Consider the following 17,805-nt stretch of genomic DNA (forward strand, 5'->3'; position numbering starts at 1 on the left):
ATCGTCGTCAACGCGCCGGGAAGATGTAGGACGGGGTTTGTGTCGCAAGTAGTGGGTGGCCGAATTAAATTTTGGTATGCGACAAAACGCCGGGATTTGTTGAGTCTTATCAACTCAATGTAACTTTATTCGCCGCCAGCAATGCCGGGAATCGATCGCTTGCGAGATACGCATGTTCCGCCTCGCGCTGGGTGGTGAGGGGGTCGAGGCTTTCGAGCGTTTGGTCGACGAATCCAGGGTGGCACATCACGAGCGCGCCATCCGGCAATTCGGCAAGGAACTCACCCATCAGCACCGCGAAATCGGGTTCTTTTGAAAAATCATAGGCGCCGGCGAAGGCGGGATTGAACGGGATGCCGGCACGGGCGGCGCGCTTGCGGAATTGCGCGCTGAGAACGTCGAGCAGCAGCGCCTTGGGCGCGCCGAGCAGCCCGGCCAGTGGCTTGAGGCGTCCGCCCTGGCGGACCCAGGCGCCGGGGGCGGCTTCCTTCACCGCGCGCAGGAAGGCGTCGCGCACCTGCGGAAAGAGTTGCGCGTGCTGATGGCCGTCGACGAAATCGGGCGCGCGGCCGAACAGCTCCTTGAACGCCGCGAGCTGGGCCAGAAGTTCGTCTTCGATCATTTCAGGGTCGAGCCGCCGCAGCAGGCCCGCGCGCAAGAGTTTTGGAAACGGCAGGAATAGACCGCCATTGAGCGGCCGGAAGTGCATCGTCAGCGGACGAAACGGCGCGGTCAGCGTCGCATGCAGCCCGATCGCGCAGCGCGGGCTGTTCGCCGCGAGATCCTGCAGCGCGGCGACCTCGCTGCGTCCGATCGCTGAGCCTACCACCATCACCGAGGTGGCATTGAGACGGCCGCGGGAGATCAAATCGCGAATGGCGCGGTTGACGCCCTCGGCCAGTCCGTAATCGTCGGCGCACAGCCAGATCCGGCGCAGCGCAGCGTCGTTCATTCGGCGGCGGTCCGTTCGACGCTGGCCGTGGTCTCGCCATCGGCGCGCTTTTCGGAATGCTCGGCGACGAAGTAGATCGGCCGCGCCTTCAACTCGGAGAGGATCTTGCCGATATATTCGCCGACGATGCCGATCATGATGAGCTGCACGCCGCCGATCGTCATCAGGCCGATCACCAGCGAGGGATAGCCGGGGACCTGCTTGCCGGTGGTCCAGACTTCCCAGAGAATAGTCAGGCCGAACAGGAAGGCGCCGACGGCAAGCAGCACGCCGAACAGGCTCGCAAAGCGCAGCGGCGCCACCGAGAACGACGTCAATCCCTCGATCGACAGTCCCACCAGCCGGCCGGGGCTGAAGGTGGTGACGCCGTGCGCGCGCGGCGCCGGTTCATAATCGACGCGGATCTGGCGGAAGCCGATCCAGCTCGCCAGTCCCTTGAAGAAGCGGTTGCGCTCGGGAAGCTGCCGCAGTGCGGCGGCGGCGCGCGGCGACAGCAGGCGGAAATCGCCGGCGTCCTCGGGGATCTTCTGCCGTGCGCCCCAGTTGATCAGCGCGTAGAAGCCGTGCACCGCCTGGCGGCGCAGGAACGATTCATTGTCGCGATTCGCCTTCGCCGTATAGACGACGTCGTAGCCGTCATCGATCCAGTGCGCGACCAGCTTTTCGACCAGGCTCGGTGGATGCTGGCCGTCACCGTCCATGAACAGGACAGCGCCGCGGCGGGCATGGTCCAGCCCCGCCATCAGCGCCGCTTCCTTGCCGAAATTGCGCGACAGCGACACCACCTGGATGTCGAGCGCATCAGCGTTAAGCGTGCGCGCGATTGCAAGCGTATTGTCGGCGCTGCCGTCGTCGACATAGACCACTTCGCTGGCAAGGCCGAAACGTGCCTTCAGCGTGCGGGCGAGGTTGACCAGCCGCCCGTGCAGCAAAGCGAGCCCTGCCGCCTCGTTGTACAGCGGCACGACAATCGACAGGCCTTGCGCCGCGGCGCTGGCTGCGGTCGTCGACAGGCGGGAAACGTCAGAGCCCAGCGTCATCGATCAGGTCCCAGATCATCCAATCGTATATGTTACCTGCCAGAGTCTGTCGCAACGATGAACGAAACGGCAGCCTCATTGCCGCAAGAACGCCTCGAGCCTGGCAAATAGCGGGTTTTCCCGGTCGAGCACGTAGTCGAGCGAGGCGATCGACACCGTGTCGGCGCCATGCTCACGCAGGAAACTGCCGAGCGCGTAAAGCTGCATCGGCGGGCAGTGCAGCGTGATCATGCCCGACGAGGTCGGTCCGCCGAACGGCGCCACCACGCCAAAACGATTATGCGCCTCCGTCAGCAACGCATCGTTGCAGCCGGCGAAGCGCGTTCGCACCTCGCGATATTTGCTGGCCCGGGCGCGTGCGGCGATGTGGTCAAGGATGACGCGCGCGGTCTCGCGGGCGTCAGCCGACCAGTCGGCATCCTTTGACGCCACGAGGTTGGCCTGGCTGCGCAGGATCACGCCGTCGTCCAGCACCTTGAGCCCATTGGCGGCGAGCGTCGCGCCCGTGGTGGTGATGTCGACGATCATCTCGGCGGTGCCGACCGCGGGCGCGCCCTCGGTGGCGCCGGCGCTTTCAACGATGCGGTAATCGACCACGCCGTGGGCGGCGAAGAAGTTGCGCGTCAGGTTGATGTATTTGGTTGCGACCCGCATCCGCCGGTTATGCTTCGCGCGGAAACCGGTCGTGACGTCGTCGAGGTCGGCCATGGTGCGGACGTCGATCCAGGCCTGCGGCACCGCGACCACGACATTGGCGCTGCCGAAGCCGAGATTGTCGATCAGCAGCACGCGCCTGTCGGCATCCGTAATGCTTTCGCGCAACAGGTCCTCGCCGGTGACGCCGAGATGCACCATGCCGCGCGCCAGCTGCGAGGCGATTTCGCTCGCGGAGAGATAGGCGATCTCGACATTGTCGAGGCCGGAAATCGTGCCGCGATAATCGCGCGCGCCGCGTGGTTTCGCCAGCGAGAGCCCCGCGCGCGTGAAAAACGCCTCGGCGTTCTCCTGCAGACGGCCCTTGGACGGAACGGCGAGAACGAAGGGGGCGGTCATGCGGCGCTCCCCAGCTTCGTCAAGGCCTCGATCCATACCGAGAAGCCGACCGCCGGGATCGGTGCGGGCGAACCGAGCTGCGTCATCAGGCCATCATAGCGACCGCCGGCCACCAGCGGCTCGACGCTGTTGCCTTTGGTATTTCCTTTGCCGTGCAGTTCGAATTCGAAGCCGGTGTAGTAGTCGAGCCCGCGGCCGAACGAGGTGGAAAACCGCGTCAGCTTGGTGTCGATGCCGCGCGCGGCCATGAAGCCGACGCGGCTTTCGAGCTGGTCGATGGCGGCGGCGAGATCGAGCTTGGCGTCAGCGGCGAGCGCGCGCAGTTGCGCCACCGATTCATCGGGATCACCCGCGATCGCGAGGAAGCGCTTGATGATGGCAAGCGCATCGCGCGGCAACGCACCGCCCTTCAGCGTCGATTGTTCGAGGAAGCGGTCGGCGATTTCGGCGACCGTTCGTCCGCCGACATTGGTGGTGCCGGCGATCGACATCAAATCGGTGACCAGCGCCAGCGCCGCCTTGCGGTCGGAGCCGGCAAGCGCCGCCAGCACGCCCTCATATTCGTTGCGGCCGGGCGCGGTCGCAAGCGTCAGCCGCTCGATGTCCTCGGCGAGGCTGACCTTGCGGTTGAAGTCCTTGATCAACCGCCGCCGCCACACCGGATAGAGATTAAGCGCGTCGATCAGCGCCGTGAAAAGCGCGACGTCGCCGGTGCGGATGTCGACATCCTTCAATCCGAAAGCTGTGGTCGCTTCCAGCGCCAGCGCCAGCATTTCCGCATCCGCCGCGGCGCGGTCCTGCCGGCCAAAGGATTCGATGCCGGCCTGCAGGAATTCGCTGGGCTGGCCGCCGCGATAGCGGAACACCGGCCCGAGATAGCTGAAGCCCGCGGGCTTTCCGGCGCTGGCGGAGGCGAGATAATCGCGCGCCACCGGAATGGTGAGGTCGGGGCGCAGGCAGAGTTCCTCGCCGGACGCGTCGGTGGTCAGGTAAAGGCTCTTGCGGATGTCCTCGCCGGAAAGGTCGAGGAACGGCTCCGCCGGCTGCAGGATGCCGGGGTGGGCCTGGACGTAGCCGCCTTGTGCAAACGACAATAGCAGGGCGTCCGCCCAGGCGGCGGATCCGGCAGCACCTCTGATGGCGGCGGTCGCGGTCATTTCAGGTCCAAATATCCGGAAAAACCGGGTTCCAGGCTCGTTTGGGCTCGTTGGCGCAGCCCTTACCACGGCCGAACCAGGGTTTCGACAGGGATTGGCGAAGTGGCTTAACGATTGGGAGCGTTAACGATTTCAAGACGACTTGGCTAGCAGGAGCGTCGGACGCTGGAACCGCGTTGGTTTGATGGCAAAGATTGCTAAAGTCTGTGGTCGCATCCATATTTGGGGAAGAGGTCCCCGCCATGAATATGAATGTCTCGCTGACTGAAGAACTGAGTGAGTTCGTCAAAGCCAAGGTTTCGAGCGGCCGTTACACCTCGGCAAGCGAGGTTGTGCGCGAGGCGCTGCGGATCATGGAGCAGACGGAAGAAGCCCGGTTGGCCTTCCTGCGGAATGCCTGGGCGGCAGGCCAGGCGAGCGGCGACGCAGGCCCGGCCGACTTTGCTGATATCAAGGCACAAGGTCGGGCGCTGTTGAAGGCGGCGGGCAAGTAGCTTGGGAGAGGTTCGCCTTTCCAAGCTCTCGCAACGTGATCTCCTGGAAATCTGGATTCACATCGCGGCGGACAAAGGTCCTGATGCGGCTGACCATTGGATTGATCGTATTGAAGCGCGGTGCCGTCAGTTGGCGGAATTTCCCGAGTCGGGACCGCTTCGCCCCGACATTGCCGACGGTGCGCGAATGCTGGTGATTGTGCGCTGGCTGGCGCTTTACGAGATCACGACGGGCGGCGTCCGCATCATGCGCATCGTCGATGCCGCGCGCAATCTGGGCGAACTGGACTTATCCGGCGAGTGAGAGCGTGGCGCTACGCTCCGTCTCGGAGTGGCGGCAACTCCTTCGGCAAACGGATACGGACATCATCCTCTGCCTGAACTCCGCCAGTCCCCGAGCGCGGCCTGCACCAGCGCCAGCACGGCGACGCCGGCGGTATCCGCGCGCAGGATGCGGGGGCCCAAAGACAGCCGCAGCGTCCTCGGCTGCCGCAGCAGCAGCTTCCGTTCTTCCTCGGCAAATCCGCCCTCGGGGCCGATCAGGATGTCGATGCCGCTAGCTGCGGTTAACCCGTTTTGCAGGGCCTGCAGTGGCGAGGTGATTTCCGCCGCCTCGTCGCAGAACACCAGCAGGCGGCTGGTTTCGCGCTTTTCGAGAAAACGATCGAGCGCAACGGGCTCAGCGACCGCGGCAAGGCTCAGGATGCCGCACTGCTCGGCGGCCTCGATGACGTTGGCACGCATCCGCTCTACGTTGACCCGCGAAACCTGGGTGTGCCGCGTCAACACCGGCTGCAGCCTTGAGACCCCCATCTCGACCGCCTTCTGCACCATGTAGTCGAGGCGAGCGTGCTTCAGCGGCGCAAAGACATAGGCGATATCGGGCAGGCGATCCTGCGGCCGCGTCCGCGCGACGATGGTCAGGCTGTCCGGCCGCTTGCGGCCCTCGATCTGCGCCCGCCATTCGCCGTCGCGGCCGTTGAACACCAGGATGGTTTCGCCGGCGGAAAGCCGCAGCACATTGCCCAGATAATTGCTCTGGTTGCGCTCCAGCGCGATTCGTTCGCCCTCACGCAAGGGGGCATCGACGAACAGGCGAGGGGCGCGAAAGTCGAATTCAGGCATCTGAAATGTTCCGTTTCCGGGCGCTTTTAGCCCAAAGCGCTAGAATTCGGAGGCTATTTTTGGCTTTCCGGGGTCCCTGCGCCGCGCTGCTGCCCCAATCAACGGGTTGTTAAGGGCCGGCAGGAATCGTAAAAAGCCCATCGCAAATCTGCGTCGTTCGGAAGACGTTGGGGCTGCCTGACCTTGCCGGAGAACAAACCCTTGATGATCCGCCGCCTGATTGTGCCGCTGACCGCTGCCATCGTGACCGTTCACGCCGGGCATGTGTTTGCGCAGAGCGCGTTTCCGGCGCCATTGCCCAACCAGCGCGCCGCGCCCGCGAATGCCTCACCGTTTCCGCCGGTGAATGGCGCGGCGCCATCGGCCTCGGTGGGCGCCCCGTCGCCATTTCCGACGCAAGGTGCCGCCCCGGTCGGCGGCGGTTTCGGAGGCGCAGCGCCGCCGCCACAGGCCGGCGGTGGGGCAGACGCCTGCATGAAGGGTTTCGTTCCCCTGCGCGAGGAAGCCGAGAAGCGCGGCAAGATGATCAAGGCCGCGAGCGACCGCAAGGCGCCGCCGGACGAGGCCTGCAAGCTGATCGGCAATTTCGGCAAGGCCGAACTGAACATGATCAAATATGTCGAGACCAACTCGGCCAAATGCGGAATTCCGCCGCAGATCGCCGACCAGCTCAAGAACGGCCACAAGAACACCGAGAAGATGCAGAAGCAGGTCTGTGCCGTCGCGCAGCAGGCGCAGGCGCGGGGACCGGCCGGTCCCAGTCTCAGCGAAGTGCTCGGCTCCTCGGCGGCGCTCCCCGAGGCGCAGGCCGTGAAGAAGGGCGGCAGCACCTTCGATACGCTGAACGGCAACGTTCTCGCGCGATGATCCCGATCCGATGAGCGACGCGACCACCCGCGTTGCCGACGCCACCGGCAACTGGGTCGATACGCGCGCGCCGTCCTGGTCGCGGCCTTATTTGCGGCTTTCCCGTTTCGACCGTCCGATCGGATCGTGGCTGCTGCTGATGCCGTGCTGGTGGTCGGCGGCGCTGGCCGCCGGCATTGCCCGCGACGTCTCGCAATTGCCGCTCGTGATCGTGCTGTTCTTGATCGGCGCCTTTGTCATGCGCGGAGCAGGGTGCGCCTGGAACGACATCACCGACCGCGATCTCGACGCGCGCGTCGAGCGGACGCGGTCGCGGCCGCTGCCCGCCGGGCAGATCAGCGTGGCGCAGGCGTTTGCCTTCCTTGTCCTGCAGGCGCTGATCGGGCTTCTGGTGCTGCTGCAGTTCAACTGGTTTGCGATCATGACCGGCATCGCCTCGCTCGTCATCGTCGCGATCTATCCCTTCATGAAGCGCATCACCTGGTGGCCGCAGGTCGTGCTCGGCCTGGCGTTCTCATGGGGCGCGCTGATGGGATTCGCCGTCATGCTCGGGCGGATCGATCTGACGGCGCTCGCGCTCTATGCCGGCTCGATCGCCTGGGTGATCGGCTACGACACGATCTACGCCCATCAGGACACCGAGGACGACGCGCTGATCGGCATCAAGTCCACTGCACGCCTGTTCGGCGCGCGCACCCATCGCGCGCTGATGGTGTTTTATTCCCTTGCGGTGATACTGATCGGCGTGGCGCTGGTGCTGGGCGGCGTACGCTGGCCGGCCTGGATCGGGTTGATCGCGTTTGCCGCGCATCTCGCCTGGCAGATCAGGCGGTTGGACATAAGCGATCCCGCGCTGTGCCGGCGCATATTCTATTCCAACCGCGACGCAGGGCTGCTGCTGTTCGCGGGCTTGCTCGCGGACGCGGTGATGCGTTCGGTCTCGTAGGGTGGGCAAAGGAGCGTTAGCGACGTGCCCACCATCTATCACCGAGCGTGCTGTTTGATGGTGGGCACGCTTCCGCCTTCGCTCGTTGAGCTACGGCGGACAAGTCGCTTTGCCCACCCTACGGACCGGCACGAAGAACGACTTCGCGGCACATCTTGGTTGCAGCCACAGACATTCTGAAGGGAGAACTCGGCATCGTCATGGTTTTGCCGTGAGCGCTGCAATAACCGCGACCAACAGAAGTCCGGCGACACTCCAGACGACCAGACCAATCAGCAATTCGATAAAGGGATTCGACTTGCGGCCCCAAAGAGACAGAGCTTTCTTGCCCGTATGCTGGACGAGCAGCTCAAACGCCGCCTGGATCAATGCGCCGATAAAACGAACAATGGTCTCTGCCATCTAGCCTCCGCTCGTAGGATGGGTAGAGCGAAGCGAAACCCATCGCCACGCTCACCGGCATTGATGGGTATCGCTTCGCTCCACCCATCCTACATGACTGTCATCGTCCGCCTTGTGCGCAATTGCGCACTGGGGCGGACGATCCAGTATTCCAGAGACGCCAATGATTGAATGAGAAGCCGCAGCGTACTGGATGCCCCGCCTTCGCGGGGCATGACGGTCTTTGTACGGCGAAGACCCGGAGCCTCAATCCCGCGCGATGATCTCGCGCTCGTCCCGGTGAATGGTCTCGGTATTGGTTAGGTTACCACCCCGGCGGCGCACCAGAAATTTCGGGCGGCGGGCGCGGATCGCGTTGTGGCGGCGGCGGCGGGCGGCCGGTTCGCTGTTGTCATCTTCTTCCGCCAACAGCGGCAGCGCGAGGATGTCGCTCCACATTTGCCAGGCGGTGGCGATCTCCTCGGGATCGGAGCTCACACACAAGGGAATGTTCAGGGAAGGGTCGCGATGCGCCAGCACCAGCATCTGCGCGTCGTCGAGACCACGCAGCGCGACGCCGAGAAAATCGCTGACGCGGACGTTGATCGCCATCCGCATGCCCTTGACGGCACGGTGCAGCACGACACGCTCGCGATGAAGTTCTACCCTCCGCACGCCACCGTCTGCGCGGGTATCGTGCGCATGGAAGCTAAGCGGCAGAGAAAGAGGGTCGAGCCGCATGACACGGCTCGACCCGGCGGGATTGATCCCGCTTATTGCTGTTTGACGCCTCACGGCTCTCATCTCCCCGCCGGGATTATGTTCCCGGTCGATACGTGAGACCTTAGCGGAAGCGTTTCCGTTTCGCCTTAAAAAGCCTGGTTAAGGAGACGTCACCCGCCCTGGATCTTCCCGCATGATTGACAAGACCTTGGCACGCATGATTGACGAGACCTTGCCAAAATGCCGAAATTGTTTGGCATTTGGCAGCGCAAAATGCTTGAAATCCCCGTGAATCAGGCACATCTGAGGGCCTTGTCGATTTGCGTTCCCGCCCTCTTCAATGTCAGGGATTTTGTTTGTGAACTCTTCACCATCCACCGCTTCGCCGCTTTCGAAGACTTCCGACATGACCTCCGGTCTGTTCGACCAATCGGCGCTCTCGACGCTGGCGCAGCGGCTGGTCGAGGCCGCCAAGCGCGCGGGCGCGGATGCCGCAGACGCGGTTGCGGTCCGCGGCGTCTCGCAGGGCGTCGAAGTGCGTGAGGGCCGGGTCGAGGAATCCGAGCGCTCCGAAGGCGACGATGTCGGATTGCGTGTATTGGTCGGCCAGCGCCAGGCCGTAGTCTCCACCAACGATATTTCCGGCGATGGCGTCGCAAAACTCGCCGAGCGGGCGGTCGCGATGGCCCGCGTCGCGCCTGACGACAAATATGTCGGTCTCGCCGATCCGTCGCTGCTGGCGCGCGAGTTCGCCGATCTCGATCTGCTCGACCGCGAGGTTCCCTCGACGTCCGAACTCGAACGCCGCGCCTGCGAGGCCGAAGCCGCAGGCATGGCGGTCAAGGGCGTTACCAAATCAGGCGGCGCGTCCGCTTCGAGCGGCATCGGCGGCATGGTGCTGGTGACCTCGACAGGCTTCCACGGCTCCTATTTGCGTTCCAGCCACGGCATCTCGATGACCGCGATATCGGGCGAAGGCACCGGCATGGAGCGCGATTACGATTTCACCTCGGCACCCCATGCGTCCGACCTTGCTTCGCCCGAAAGCGTCGGCCGCAGCGCGGGAGAGCGCACCGTGGCGCGGGCCAATCCGCGCAAGGTCGAGACCTGCAAGGTGCCGGTGGTGTACGATCCCCGGGTGTCGGGCTCGCTGGTCGGCCATCTCGTCGGCGCCATCAACGGCGCCTCGATCGCGCGCAAGACCAGCTTTCTGAAAGACCGGATGGGCGAGCAGCTGTTCGCGAAGAACATCCGCATCATCGACGATCCCTTGCGGGTGCGCGGCCTGCGGTCGCAGACCTTCGACGCCGAGGGCGTAAGGGTGAAGAAGATCGCGCTCATCGACGAGGGGGTGCTGACCACGTGGCTGCTCGATTGCGCCACTGCGCGCGAACTCGGGCTGGTCACGACCGGACATGCCCATCGCGGCGTCTCGTCCTCGCCGTCGCCGGGATCGTATAATCTGCACCTCGAGCCCGGCGAGATGACGCCGAAGCAACTGATCTCCGACATCAAGCAGGGTTTTTACGTCACCGACCTGATCGGCTCCGGCGTCAACGGCGTGACCGGCGATTACAGCCGCGGCGCCTCCGGCTTCTGGATCGAGAACGGCGAGATCACTTACCCCGTTAGCGAGGTGACGATCGCGGGCCATCTGCTGCCGATGTTCAAATCGCTGGTCGCGGCCAACGACCTGGAATTCCGCTACGGCGTCAACGCGCCGACGCTGCGTATCGAGGGCCTGACGCTTGGCGGACGCTGATATCGCCGACGCGATCTGGGCGCGCGATGCCGCGCTGCTGAGGGATACCGTGCGCGAGGCCGGCGCGCTGGCGCTGTCGCTGTTTCGCACCGAACTGAAGAACTGGATCAAGGGCGCGTCGTCGCCGGTCTCCGAGGCCGACATCGCCGTCAACGACCTCGTCGAGCGGCGGCTGCGCGTGGCGACGCCGGATTATGGCTGGCTGTCGGAAGAAAGCGTCGATGATGACAGCCGTCTCGGCAAGGAACTGGTCTGGATCGTGGACCCGATCGACGGCACCCGCGCCTATCTCGCCGGCCGCGAGGACTGGTGCGTGAGCGTGGCGCTGGTTGAGGGGTCGGCACCGGTGCTGGGGGCGGTGTTCGCTCCCGCCAGCGACGAATTCTTCTTCGCAGTTCGCGGGCAGGGCACCACGCGCAACGAAAGGCCTGTGCGTGCGGCCGCGGGCCACGAGCTCAATTTCTCCCGCATGGCCGGCCCGAAGCCGCTGGTGCAGCGGCTAAGTTCGTCACCGGATGAGATTACGCTGCATCCGCGGATCGGATCGCTGGCGCTTCGGCTGTGCCGGGTCGCCGACGGCAGCCTCGATGCCGCTTTTGCAGGCGGCCAGAGCCGCGACTGGGATCTTGCCGCGGCGAATTTGATCGTGCAGGAAGCGAATGGTAGAATGACCGCGCTCTCGGGGGATGCGATTGAGTATAATCGCCGGGAAGTGGTGCACGGGGTGCTGGTGGCGGCGGGATACGATCGGCATGCGCGCATTGTCGAGCATTTCCGAAATCGTCCGCTGCCCTGAATCGGTCGAAATCCGTGCCACAATTCATCCCGTCCACGCCGCGATATCAGCTGTCGCTCTTGCTTGCCGGGCATCTCGTTAGGAAAGACCATCATGCCAGATAGTGCCCCGCAGCAATTGCTTCATCTCGTCATCGGCGGCGAGTTGACCGATCTCGAACACGTCACGTTCAAGGATCTCGACCAGGTCGATATCGTCGGCGTGTATCCCAATTACGCATCCGCGCTCGCTGCCTGGAAGGCGAAGGCGCAGCAGACCGTGGACAACGCTCACATGCGCTACTTCGTGGTTCACCTCCACCGGCTGCTCGATCCAGGCCAAGACACGAAGTCCTCCAGTTAAGAAGTCCTGCAGTTGAAACGATTCCTTCGCGATTTGCTGCGCAGCAGCTGGGTTCAGCGCGCGCTGGGCGTGCTCGCGGCCGAATATCTGCGGCTGGTCTGGCTGACCAACCGCTTCACCTATGAGCCGGCCGATGTCTACGACATCGTCGAGCCGGAGATGCCGGCCATCTTCGCGTTCTGGCACGGCCAGCACTTCATGACGCCGTTCATCAAGACCAAGGAGAGCCACCGCGCCAAGGTGCTGATCTCGCGGCATCGCGACGGCGAGTTCAACGCCATTGCTGCCGAGCGGCTCGGCATCGGAACCATCCGAGGCTCCGGCGATCATGGCGGCGCCTTTCACCGCAAGGGCGGCGTCGGCGCCTTCCGGGAAATGCTGCAGGCGCTGGAGGACAAGTGGAACGTCGCAACCACCGCCGACGTGCCGAAACGGGCGCGGGTGGTGGGGCTGGGCATCATCATGCTGGCGCGGGAGTCCGGCCGGCCGATCATGCCGTTTGCAATGGTGACCTCCAGGTTCATCCGGTTGAAGAACTGGGACTCCACCACCATCAATTTGCCCTTCGGGCGCGGTGCGGTGGTAGGCATTGAACATGTATACGTGCCGCCGGATGCCGATGCCGAGACTATGGAAAAGCTGCGTCTTCAGGTAGAATCTTATCTGAACGAAGCGACTCGTCGTGCCTATAAGGCCGTCGGGCGTCCGGAGGCCGCTCTTGGCTAATTCGCTGCCGATGACGTTGCGCGTCTACCGGAAACTGTCGTCCGCGATGGTACCGCTGTCACCAGCGTTGATCAGCCGGCGGTTGAAGCTCGGCAAGGAAGATCCGGCGCGGGTCGGCGAGCGCCGCGGTCTGAGCGCCGATATCCGGCCCGCCGGGCCGCTGGTGTGGATTCACGGCGCCAGCGTCGGCGAGGTGCTGGCGGCGGCGGCGCTGATCGAGCGGCTGCGGGCCTTGAACCTGCGCATCCTCCTGACCTCGGGCACGGTGACTTCGGCTGCGATCGTCGCCAAGCGGTTCCCCACTGACGTCATCCATCAATATGTGCCGTACGACTCGCCGCGTTACGTCGCGCGTTTTCTCGATCACTGGCGGCCCTCGCTGGCGCTGTTCATCGAATCGGACCTGTGGCCGAACCTGATCCTGTCGAGCGCCGCGCGGCGGCTGCCGATGGTGCTGATCAACGGACGGATGTCGCAGCGCTCGTTTCCACGCTGGCAGCGGGTGCAAGGGACCATCTCGGCGTTGCTCGAAAAGTTCGACGTCTGCCTGGCGCAGTCGCAGACCGATGCGGATCGCTTTGCCACGTTGGGCAGCCGCAACGTCGTGGTGACCGGAAATCTCAAGCTCGATGTTCCCGCCCCGCCGGCCGATGCGAACAAGCTGGATATGCTGATGTCGATGACACGCGGCCGCCCGGTGGTGGTCGCGGCCTCGACGCATCCCGGCGAAGAAGAGATTCTGACGGAAACCCACCGCGCGCTCGCCGGCTATTTTCCAAAGCTGCTGACCGTGATCGTGCCGCGGCATCCCGATCGCGGCGAGGCCATCGCGCGCATGATCTCAGCTTCCGGCCTCAATCCGACCTTGCGCTCGCACGAGGATTTGCCCACCGCCACGACCGACATCTATGTCGCCGACACCATGGGTGAACTGGGGTTGTTCTACCGGCTGGCGCCGATCGTGTTCATGGGCGGATCGCTGGTCGAGCATGGCGGGCAGAATCCGATCGAGGCGATCAAGCTCGGTGCGTCGGTCATCCACGGCCCCCACGTCTTCAATTTCACCGACGTCTATGAAGCCCTCGATTCCGCCGGCGGTGCGCGGCTGGCCGATACGCAGGAAATGCTGGTCAAGCAGTTCGGGCAGATGCTCGCCGATCCCAAGGCGCGCGAAGCCGTGCTGACTGCGTCCGAGCGCGTGGTCGGGCAACTCGGCGGCGCGCTGGAGCGCACGCTCTCCGCGCTCGAGCCGTATTTGCTGCAGTTGCGGATCGAGATGGGAGCCGCAAATGCGTGAGCCGGGCTTCTGGCACGGCCCGGCCTCGCTCAATTCGCATCTCCTGAAACCGCTCGCCGCACTCTACGGCGCCATCGCCGCACAGCGCCTGCGGCGCAAGGGATTGAATGCAGGCATTCCGGTGCTCTGCGTCGGCAATTATAACGTCGGCGGCGCCGGCAAGACGCCGACCGTGTTGGCGCTGGCGAAACTGCTGCGCGACCTCGGCGAGACGCCGGTCGTGCTCAGCCGTGGCTATGGCGGCGAATTGCGCGGGCCGATCCGGGTCGACCCGGAGCGGCACGCAGCTTCCGATGTCGGCGACGAGCCGCTGATGCTGGCAGGCCATCTGCCCGTCGTGGTGTCGCGCAAACGCGCCGAGGGCGTGCCGCTGGCGCGTTCGCAAGGCGCGACCGTGATCCTGATGGACGACGGCTTCCAGAATCCGTCGATCATCAAGGACGCGTCCCTGATCGTGATCGATAGCGAACGCGGGCTCGGCAACGGGAAGGTATTTCCCGCCGGCCCGCTCCGTGCGCCGCTGCGGCCGCAACTGGCGCGCACCGACGCGCTGATCGTCGTCGGGGACGGCTCGGCTGCTGCGCCGGTGGCCGTAGAGATCGCAGCACAGGGCAAACCGGTACTATCGGCGCATCTGAAGCCGGATGAGGCCGTGGTAGCGCAGCTTCGCGGCAAGCGCGTGCTGGCATTTGCCGGCATCGGCGATCCCGCGCGATTCTTCAACACGCTGCGCGCCAGCGGTATCGATGTCGTCGAGCAGCGGGCCTTCGCCGACCATCATCCGTATTCGCTAGTCGAGATCGAAGGCCTGATCACCGAGGGCCGGCGCGACGGGCTGACATTGGTGACGACGGAAAAGGATCTCGCGCGGCTGCGCGATCGGCAGCACATCGTGCCGTTCGCGGTAACGCTAGAGTTCGACGATCCTGCGCGCCTGCGAAAATTCGTCGCCGACCGGCTATTCAAGGCGCGCGAGAGGAAAGAACCGTAGCCCGGATGGGAGCCAACGGGTCGCGCGAACGCGTGCCCGGCGACGAGCGCAATTGCGCTCGCACAGCGATGACAGGCTCCGCGCAATCCGGGACACCTGTTCAATCACGCGCTAACCCCGGATTGCGCTTCGCTCCATCCGGACTACCAGGCCAACCTAGCCCTGCGTCTTCAGCGCGCCGGGAAAATGCCGCTGCAGCACGGCGGTCGGGACCGAATAGGCCTCCTGCAGGTCGACGCTCCAGTACTTCAATTCGTCGAGCGGGATCCGCACGTCGGTGATGGCGCAGCGCACATAAGTTCCTGGCGAAATCACGCGGAAATCGCCGTCCAGATATTGCACCTGCGCTTCGCCATGGCCCGAGGGACCGAATTTATTGAGCACCGTCAAACTCTCCGATTGGCCGCGCACAGGCTGGCCTTAAGTATATTTTCCAAAATTCGATCTATCATAAATAGGTCGTACTGTCCGCCCCGGAAACTGACCTACTTGTGATGATTTTGTGCCGACCTGCATGATAGCGTGAATTTTACCGTGCCCGCAGCGTGATACCGATCCGACAGAGACCGATGCGCCTGTTGTCAGCAACGCTATTCCTGACGCTCCTAGCGCCGACCTGCACGGCCGGTGCCGCGCAATTGCCGGCCCCGCGCCAGGTCGATATCCCGGCGACCGGTCTGACCCTGCATGCCCAGCTCTACAAGCCTGATGGTGACGGCCCGTTTCCCACCGTGATCGCGCTGCATGGCTGCGGCGGATTGGGCGGGCAGTCCGAGCCCGTGCAGCCGCGCTACCGCGACTGGGCGGAACAGCTGTTGAAGACCGGCCATGCGGTGCTGCTGCCGGACAGTTACGGTTCGCGCGAACTCGGCCCGCAATGCCGCGACAGGGAGCGCCGAGTGCTCGCGCGCCGCGAGCGGGTCGCCGACGTCAATGCATCGCGGCAATGGCTGTTGCAGCAACCTTGGGCCGCGCGTGACCGGATCAGCCTGATGGGATGGGCGAACGGCGCCAGCGCGGTTCTGTGGGCGGTGCGCCCGCAATCGTCGGCGCGCGGTATTGCGCCGGACTTCCGCTCGGCCATCGCATTCTATCCGGACTGCCGGATCTCCTCCGGCCTCGGCTGGAGCACGCGGGTGCCGACGCTGCTGCTGATCGGCGCGCAGGACGATGTCAGTTCGCCACAGGCCTGCCGCCAAATGGTGGAGGAGGCCCGTGGCCGCAGCGCGCTCGCGCAGATCGTGGTCTATCCCGGCGCAGCCCACGATTTCGACCGCGCCAACCTGCCGCTGCGGGTGATCGCAGGCTCCGACGCCGCGTTACCTGAACGCGGTCATGTCGGCACGGATGTGGACGCGCGCAGGGACGCGCAGCGACGCGTCACGGAGTGGCTGGCGCGCTAGAACAGGCTGCCCTGATCAACCGGCTTAGCCGCACGCTTCGGCGCCGCCGGCTTCGCCTCATGCGGTGCCGCTTTCGGCGTACCCACGGCGGGCGCCGTGGCCTGCGGCCGATCGGCATCCGCGGTAGCACCGACGCGGCCGTCGGCGAATTCGATCGACAGATGCGCGCTCGGTCCGATCGCGGCGGCGGCATGCACGGCGTGGCCATGTTCGTCGCGCACCAGGGCAAAGCCGCGCGCGAGCACGCCGCGGTAGGACAGCGCCGACAACAATTGGCCGCTATGGGCGACCCGCGCGTCGAGGCGCTGCAGAGCGGTCAGAAGCGCGCGGCGGGCGCGCTCGGCCAGCCGTTGCGCACGTTCGCGGTCGCGCGCGATCGCATTGCGTTGCGCCTGGGCGTTGGAGAGTTTTGAGGCCTTCAGCCTGACCTCGAGCCCGGCAAAGCGTTCGCGCCGGTTGCGCAGCAGCGCGCGGGCGGACAGCCTGATGCGTTCGCCCGACACCGTGAGGCGGTGATTGGCCTGGGCAACCTGCCCGCGCAAAACCTTCAGCGTCAGGCCGGCGCTCAGATGCGAAAAGCGGCGGTGATGGGCATGCGTATTGGCCTTCAAGCCGCGGGGCAGGGCGGCGCCGAGGTGATCCAGCCGCTGCCTGGGGATCGCGAGCAGTTCGCTCGCTCCGGGCAGGGCGCGGGCGGCTGCGCGCAATTCACTGCGGCGGCTCTCCTGGCCGCGCTGCCAGCACACCATCGTGCGCCGCGCCAGGCTCTCGACCTCGACGAACAATTCGCTGCGCACCGGAACCGCCATTTCAGCGGCGGCCGTCGGCGTCGGCGCGCGCTTGTCGGCGGCGAAATCGATCAGCGTGATATCGGTTTCGTGGCCGACGGCCGAGATCAGCGGGATCATGCTGTCGGCGGCGGCGCGAACCACAATCTCCTCGTTGAACGACCACAGATCCTCCAGCGAGCCGCCGCCGCGCGCGACGATCAACAGATCCGGCCGCGGAATCTTTCCCGCTTCGGGCAGCGCATTGAAGCCGCGGATGGCGGCGGCCACCTGCTCGGCCGAGCCTTCGCCCTGCACCTTCACCGGCCACACCAGCACGCGGCGGGGAAAGCGGTCCTGCAGCCGGTGCAGGATGTCTCTGATGACCGCACCTGTAGGCGAGGTGACAACGCCGATCACCTCGGGCAGCCAGGGCAGCAATTGCTTGCGCGACTCGTCGAACAGGCCCTCGGCGCCGAGTTTCCGCTTGCGCTCCTCCATCAGCGCCATCAGCGCGCCGATGCCGGCGGGCTCGAGCGCCTCGATGACGATCTGGTATTTCGACGAGCCCGGATAGGTCGTGAGCTTGCCGGTCGCGACGACCTCGAGCCCCTCCTGCGGCTTGAACCGCATCCGGGCGTGGGCGAATTTCCAGATCACCGCCTCGATCTTGGCGCTCTCGTCCTTCAGCGCGAAATAGCAGTGGCCGGAGGAGTGCGGCCCGCGAAAGCCGGAGATTTCGCCACGGACGCGGACATGGCCATAGGCGTCCTCCACCGTCCGTTTCAGGGCAGAGGACAGCTCGGAGACGGTAAATTCGGGCGCGTTGATCAGGTTTTCGGCAGCAGGCATCGGCAACTGATTCGGGCGTTGGAGGTGTTGGGGCAACGTAGGGATTTTTGCCGGTCGCCGCCAATCCGGGCCTTGCGGAACTCACATACTCTGTACTACAGAGTTCTCTGTATTTGCCACCGAGAGGTCCA

General features: G+C 64.9%; 21 protein-coding genes. 11 read left to right on the top strand and 10 right to left on the bottom strand.

Annotated features, from left to right (window positions below; genetic code table 11):
• Positions 1 to 109 precede the first annotated feature (109 nt).
• The 4 genes from C7G61_RS28155 to C7G61_RS28170 form a co-directional block, all read right to left on the bottom strand.
• Positions 110 to 952: a ChbG/HpnK family deacetylase gene (locus C7G61_RS28155; RefSeq protein WP_108519940.1), complete on the bottom strand. Its 843-nt coding sequence runs from the start codon at positions 950 to 952 to the stop codon at positions 110 to 112.
• Positions 949 to 1,992, bottom strand: a complete 1,044-nt coding sequence (locus C7G61_RS28160) for a glycosyltransferase family 2 protein (protein ID WP_108519941.1) — start codon at positions 1,990 to 1,992, stop codon at positions 949 to 951. The genes C7G61_RS28155 and C7G61_RS28160 overlap by 4 nt, the downstream gene beginning before the upstream one ends.
• Before the next feature lie 75 nt (positions 1,993 to 2,067).
• Positions 2,068 to 3,045 (bottom strand): ATP phosphoribosyltransferase, encoded by a 978-nt coding sequence (hisG, locus tag C7G61_RS28165; protein WP_108519942.1) that lies wholly within the window; start codon positions 3,043 to 3,045, stop codon positions 2,068 to 2,070.
• Positions 3,042 to 4,202, bottom strand: a complete 1,161-nt coding sequence (locus tag C7G61_RS28170; RefSeq protein WP_108519943.1) for an ATP phosphoribosyltransferase regulatory subunit — start codon at positions 4,200 to 4,202, stop codon at positions 3,042 to 3,044. The genes hisG and C7G61_RS28170 overlap by 4 nt, the downstream gene beginning before the upstream one ends.
• A 248-nt stretch (positions 4,203 to 4,450) precedes the next feature.
• Between C7G61_RS28170 and C7G61_RS28175 the strand changes: the two genes are divergently transcribed.
• Together C7G61_RS28175 and C7G61_RS28180 are read left to right on the top strand one after the other, a co-directional pair.
• Complete coding sequence (locus C7G61_RS28175; RefSeq protein WP_338026123.1) at positions 4,451 to 4,696, top strand: type II toxin-antitoxin system ParD family antitoxin; 246 nt, start codon at positions 4,451 to 4,453, stop codon at positions 4,694 to 4,696.
• 1 nt (position 4,697) lies between these two features.
• Complete coding sequence (locus C7G61_RS28180; RefSeq protein WP_108519945.1) at positions 4,698 to 5,000, top strand: type II toxin-antitoxin system RelE/ParE family toxin; 303 nt, start codon at positions 4,698 to 4,700, stop codon at positions 4,998 to 5,000.
• A gap of 62 nt (positions 5,001 to 5,062) precedes the next feature.
• Here the strand turns inward: C7G61_RS28180 and C7G61_RS28185 are convergent, their stop codons facing one another.
• The gene (locus C7G61_RS28185) at positions 5,063 to 5,821 is read right to left on the bottom strand and encodes a 16S rRNA (uracil(1498)-N(3))-methyltransferase (protein ID WP_108519946.1); all 759 of its coding nucleotides are present in this window, start codon (positions 5,819 to 5,821) and stop codon (positions 5,063 to 5,065) included.
• A gap of 204 nt (positions 5,822 to 6,025) precedes the next feature.
• Here C7G61_RS28185 and C7G61_RS28190 point away from each other — a divergent pair, with 204 nt between their 5' ends.
• The gene (locus C7G61_RS28190; RefSeq protein WP_108519947.1) at positions 6,026 to 6,688 is read left to right on the top strand and encodes a hypothetical protein; all 663 of its coding nucleotides are present in this window, start codon (positions 6,026 to 6,028) and stop codon (positions 6,686 to 6,688) included.
• Between the two features lie 10 nt (positions 6,689 to 6,698).
• Positions 6,699 to 7,634: a 4-hydroxybenzoate octaprenyltransferase gene (gene ubiA / locus C7G61_RS28195; RefSeq protein WP_108519948.1), complete on the top strand. Its 936-nt coding sequence runs from the start codon at positions 6,699 to 6,701 to the stop codon at positions 7,632 to 7,634.
• Positions 7,635 to 7,832: 198 nt separating this feature from the next.
• On the opposite strand, the gene C7G61_RS28200 is transcribed toward ubiA, so the two are convergent.
• The 3 genes from C7G61_RS28200 to C7G61_RS44905 form a co-directional block, all read right to left on the bottom strand.
• Positions 7,833 to 8,036: a hypothetical protein gene (locus C7G61_RS28200; protein ID WP_108519949.1), complete on the bottom strand. Its 204-nt coding sequence runs from the start codon at positions 8,034 to 8,036 to the stop codon at positions 7,833 to 7,835.
• 246 nt (positions 8,037 to 8,282) lie between these two features.
• A complete protein-coding gene (locus C7G61_RS28205; RefSeq protein ID WP_108519950.1) occupies positions 8,283 to 8,810 on the bottom strand; it encodes a DUF6101 family protein in 528 nt (175 codons plus the stop codon).
• Between the two features lie 87 nt (positions 8,811 to 8,897).
• Positions 8,898 to 9,146 carry a hypothetical protein gene (locus C7G61_RS44905; protein ID WP_190242009.1) on the bottom strand — a complete coding sequence of 83 codons (249 nt, stop codon included), beginning with the start codon at positions 9,144 to 9,146 and terminating at the stop codon, positions 8,898 to 8,900.
• Here C7G61_RS44905 and C7G61_RS28210 point away from each other — a divergent pair.
• From C7G61_RS28210 to lpxK, 6 genes are all read left to right on the top strand, one after another.
• Entirely contained in the window at positions 9,097 to 10,500 is a 1,404-nt protein-coding gene (locus tag C7G61_RS28210; RefSeq protein ID WP_244608497.1) for a TldD/PmbA family protein, read from the top strand. The genes C7G61_RS44905 and C7G61_RS28210 overlap by 50 nt on opposite strands.
• Complete coding sequence (locus tag C7G61_RS28215; protein WP_108519952.1) at positions 10,487 to 11,296, top strand: 3'(2'),5'-bisphosphate nucleotidase CysQ; 810 nt, start codon at positions 10,487 to 10,489, stop codon at positions 11,294 to 11,296. Before C7G61_RS28210 ends, C7G61_RS28215 begins: the two co-directional genes overlap by 14 nt.
• Positions 11,297 to 11,389: 93 nt before the next feature.
• On the top strand, positions 11,390 to 11,638 hold the full coding sequence (locus C7G61_RS28220) for a DUF4170 domain-containing protein (protein ID WP_108519953.1): 249 nt from the start codon (positions 11,390 to 11,392) through the stop codon (positions 11,636 to 11,638).
• 12 nt (positions 11,639 to 11,650) lie between these two features.
• Positions 11,651 to 12,364: a lysophospholipid acyltransferase family protein gene (locus C7G61_RS28225; RefSeq protein ID WP_108519954.1), complete on the top strand. Its 714-nt coding sequence runs from the start codon at positions 11,651 to 11,653 to the stop codon at positions 12,362 to 12,364.
• Entirely contained in the window at positions 12,357 to 13,661 is a 1,305-nt protein-coding gene (locus C7G61_RS28230) for a 3-deoxy-D-manno-octulosonic acid transferase (protein WP_244608498.1), read from the top strand. Before C7G61_RS28225 ends, C7G61_RS28230 begins: the two co-directional genes overlap by 8 nt.
• Positions 13,654 to 14,652: a tetraacyldisaccharide 4'-kinase gene (gene lpxK / locus C7G61_RS28235; RefSeq protein ID WP_108519955.1), complete on the top strand. Its 999-nt coding sequence runs from the start codon at positions 13,654 to 13,656 to the stop codon at positions 14,650 to 14,652. Before C7G61_RS28230 ends, lpxK begins: the two co-directional genes overlap by 8 nt.
• A 156-nt stretch (positions 14,653 to 14,808) precedes the next feature.
• On the opposite strand, the gene C7G61_RS28240 is transcribed toward lpxK, so the two are convergent.
• On the bottom strand, positions 14,809 to 15,036 hold the full coding sequence (locus C7G61_RS28240) for a DUF2093 domain-containing protein (protein WP_108520004.1): 228 nt from the start codon (positions 15,034 to 15,036) through the stop codon (positions 14,809 to 14,811).
• A 185-nt stretch (positions 15,037 to 15,221) separates the two neighbouring features.
• Between C7G61_RS28240 and C7G61_RS28245 the strand changes: the two genes are divergently transcribed.
• Positions 15,222 to 16,055: a dienelactone hydrolase family protein gene (locus C7G61_RS28245; RefSeq protein ID WP_108519956.1), complete on the top strand. Its 834-nt coding sequence runs from the start codon at positions 15,222 to 15,224 to the stop codon at positions 16,053 to 16,055.
• Here the strand turns inward: C7G61_RS28245 and xseA are convergent.
• Complete coding sequence (gene xseA / locus C7G61_RS28250) at positions 16,052 to 17,674, bottom strand: exodeoxyribonuclease VII large subunit (protein WP_108519957.1); 1,623 nt, start codon at positions 17,672 to 17,674, stop codon at positions 16,052 to 16,054. The genes C7G61_RS28245 and xseA overlap by 4 nt on opposite strands.
• Between the last annotated feature and the right edge of the window lie 131 nt (positions 17,675 to 17,805).

It is taken from the genome of Bradyrhizobium algeriense (assembly GCF_003062295.1).
GTDB classification, from domain to species: Bacteria; Pseudomonadota; Alphaproteobacteria; order Rhizobiales; family Xanthobacteraceae; genus Bradyrhizobium; species Bradyrhizobium algeriense.

Excerpts from the sequence above, each read along its gene's own strand:
- C7G61_RS28175 (WP_338026123.1), top strand. The coding sequence starts at position 4,451 with ATGAATGTCTCGCTGACTGAAGAACTGAGTGAGTTCGTCAAAGCCAAG.
- C7G61_RS28190 (WP_108519947.1), top strand. The coding sequence starts at position 6,026 with ATGATCCGCCGCCTGATTGTGCCGCTGACCGCTGCCATCGTGACCGTT.
- C7G61_RS28185 (WP_108519946.1), bottom strand. The coding sequence starts at position 5,821 with ATGCCTGAATTCGACTTTCGCGCCCCTCGCCTGTTCGTCGATGCCCCC.
- C7G61_RS28160 (WP_108519941.1), bottom strand. The coding sequence starts at position 1,992 with ATGACGCTGGGCTCTGACGTTTCCCGCCTGTCGACGACCGCAGCCAGC.
- C7G61_RS28200 (WP_108519949.1), bottom strand. The coding sequence starts at position 8,036 with ATGGCAGAGACCATTGTTCGTTTTATCGGCGCATTGATCCAGGCGGCG.
- C7G61_RS28155 (WP_108519940.1), bottom strand. The coding sequence starts at position 952 with ATGAACGACGCTGCGCTGCGCCGGATCTGGCTGTGCGCCGACGATTAC.
- xseA (WP_108519957.1), bottom strand. The coding sequence starts at position 17,674 with ATGCCTGCTGCCGAAAACCTGATCAACGCGCCCGAATTTACCGTCTCC.
- hisG (WP_108519942.1), bottom strand. The coding sequence starts at position 3,045 with ATGACCGCCCCCTTCGTTCTCGCCGTTCCGTCCAAGGGCCGTCTGCAG.
- lpxK (WP_108519955.1), top strand. The coding sequence starts at position 13,654 with ATGCGTGAGCCGGGCTTCTGGCACGGCCCGGCCTCGCTCAATTCGCAT.
- C7G61_RS28245 (WP_108519956.1), top strand. The coding sequence starts at position 15,222 with ATGCGCCTGTTGTCAGCAACGCTATTCCTGACGCTCCTAGCGCCGACC.
- C7G61_RS28220 (WP_108519953.1), top strand. The coding sequence starts at position 11,390 with ATGCCAGATAGTGCCCCGCAGCAATTGCTTCATCTCGTCATCGGCGGC.
- C7G61_RS44905 (WP_190242009.1), bottom strand. The coding sequence starts at position 9,146 with ATGTCGGAAGTCTTCGAAAGCGGCGAAGCGGTGGATGGTGAAGAGTTC.
- ubiA (WP_108519948.1), top strand. The coding sequence starts at position 6,699 with ATGAGCGACGCGACCACCCGCGTTGCCGACGCCACCGGCAACTGGGTC.
- C7G61_RS28170 (WP_108519943.1), bottom strand. The coding sequence starts at position 4,202 with ATGACCGCGACCGCCGCCATCAGAGGTGCTGCCGGATCCGCCGCCTGG.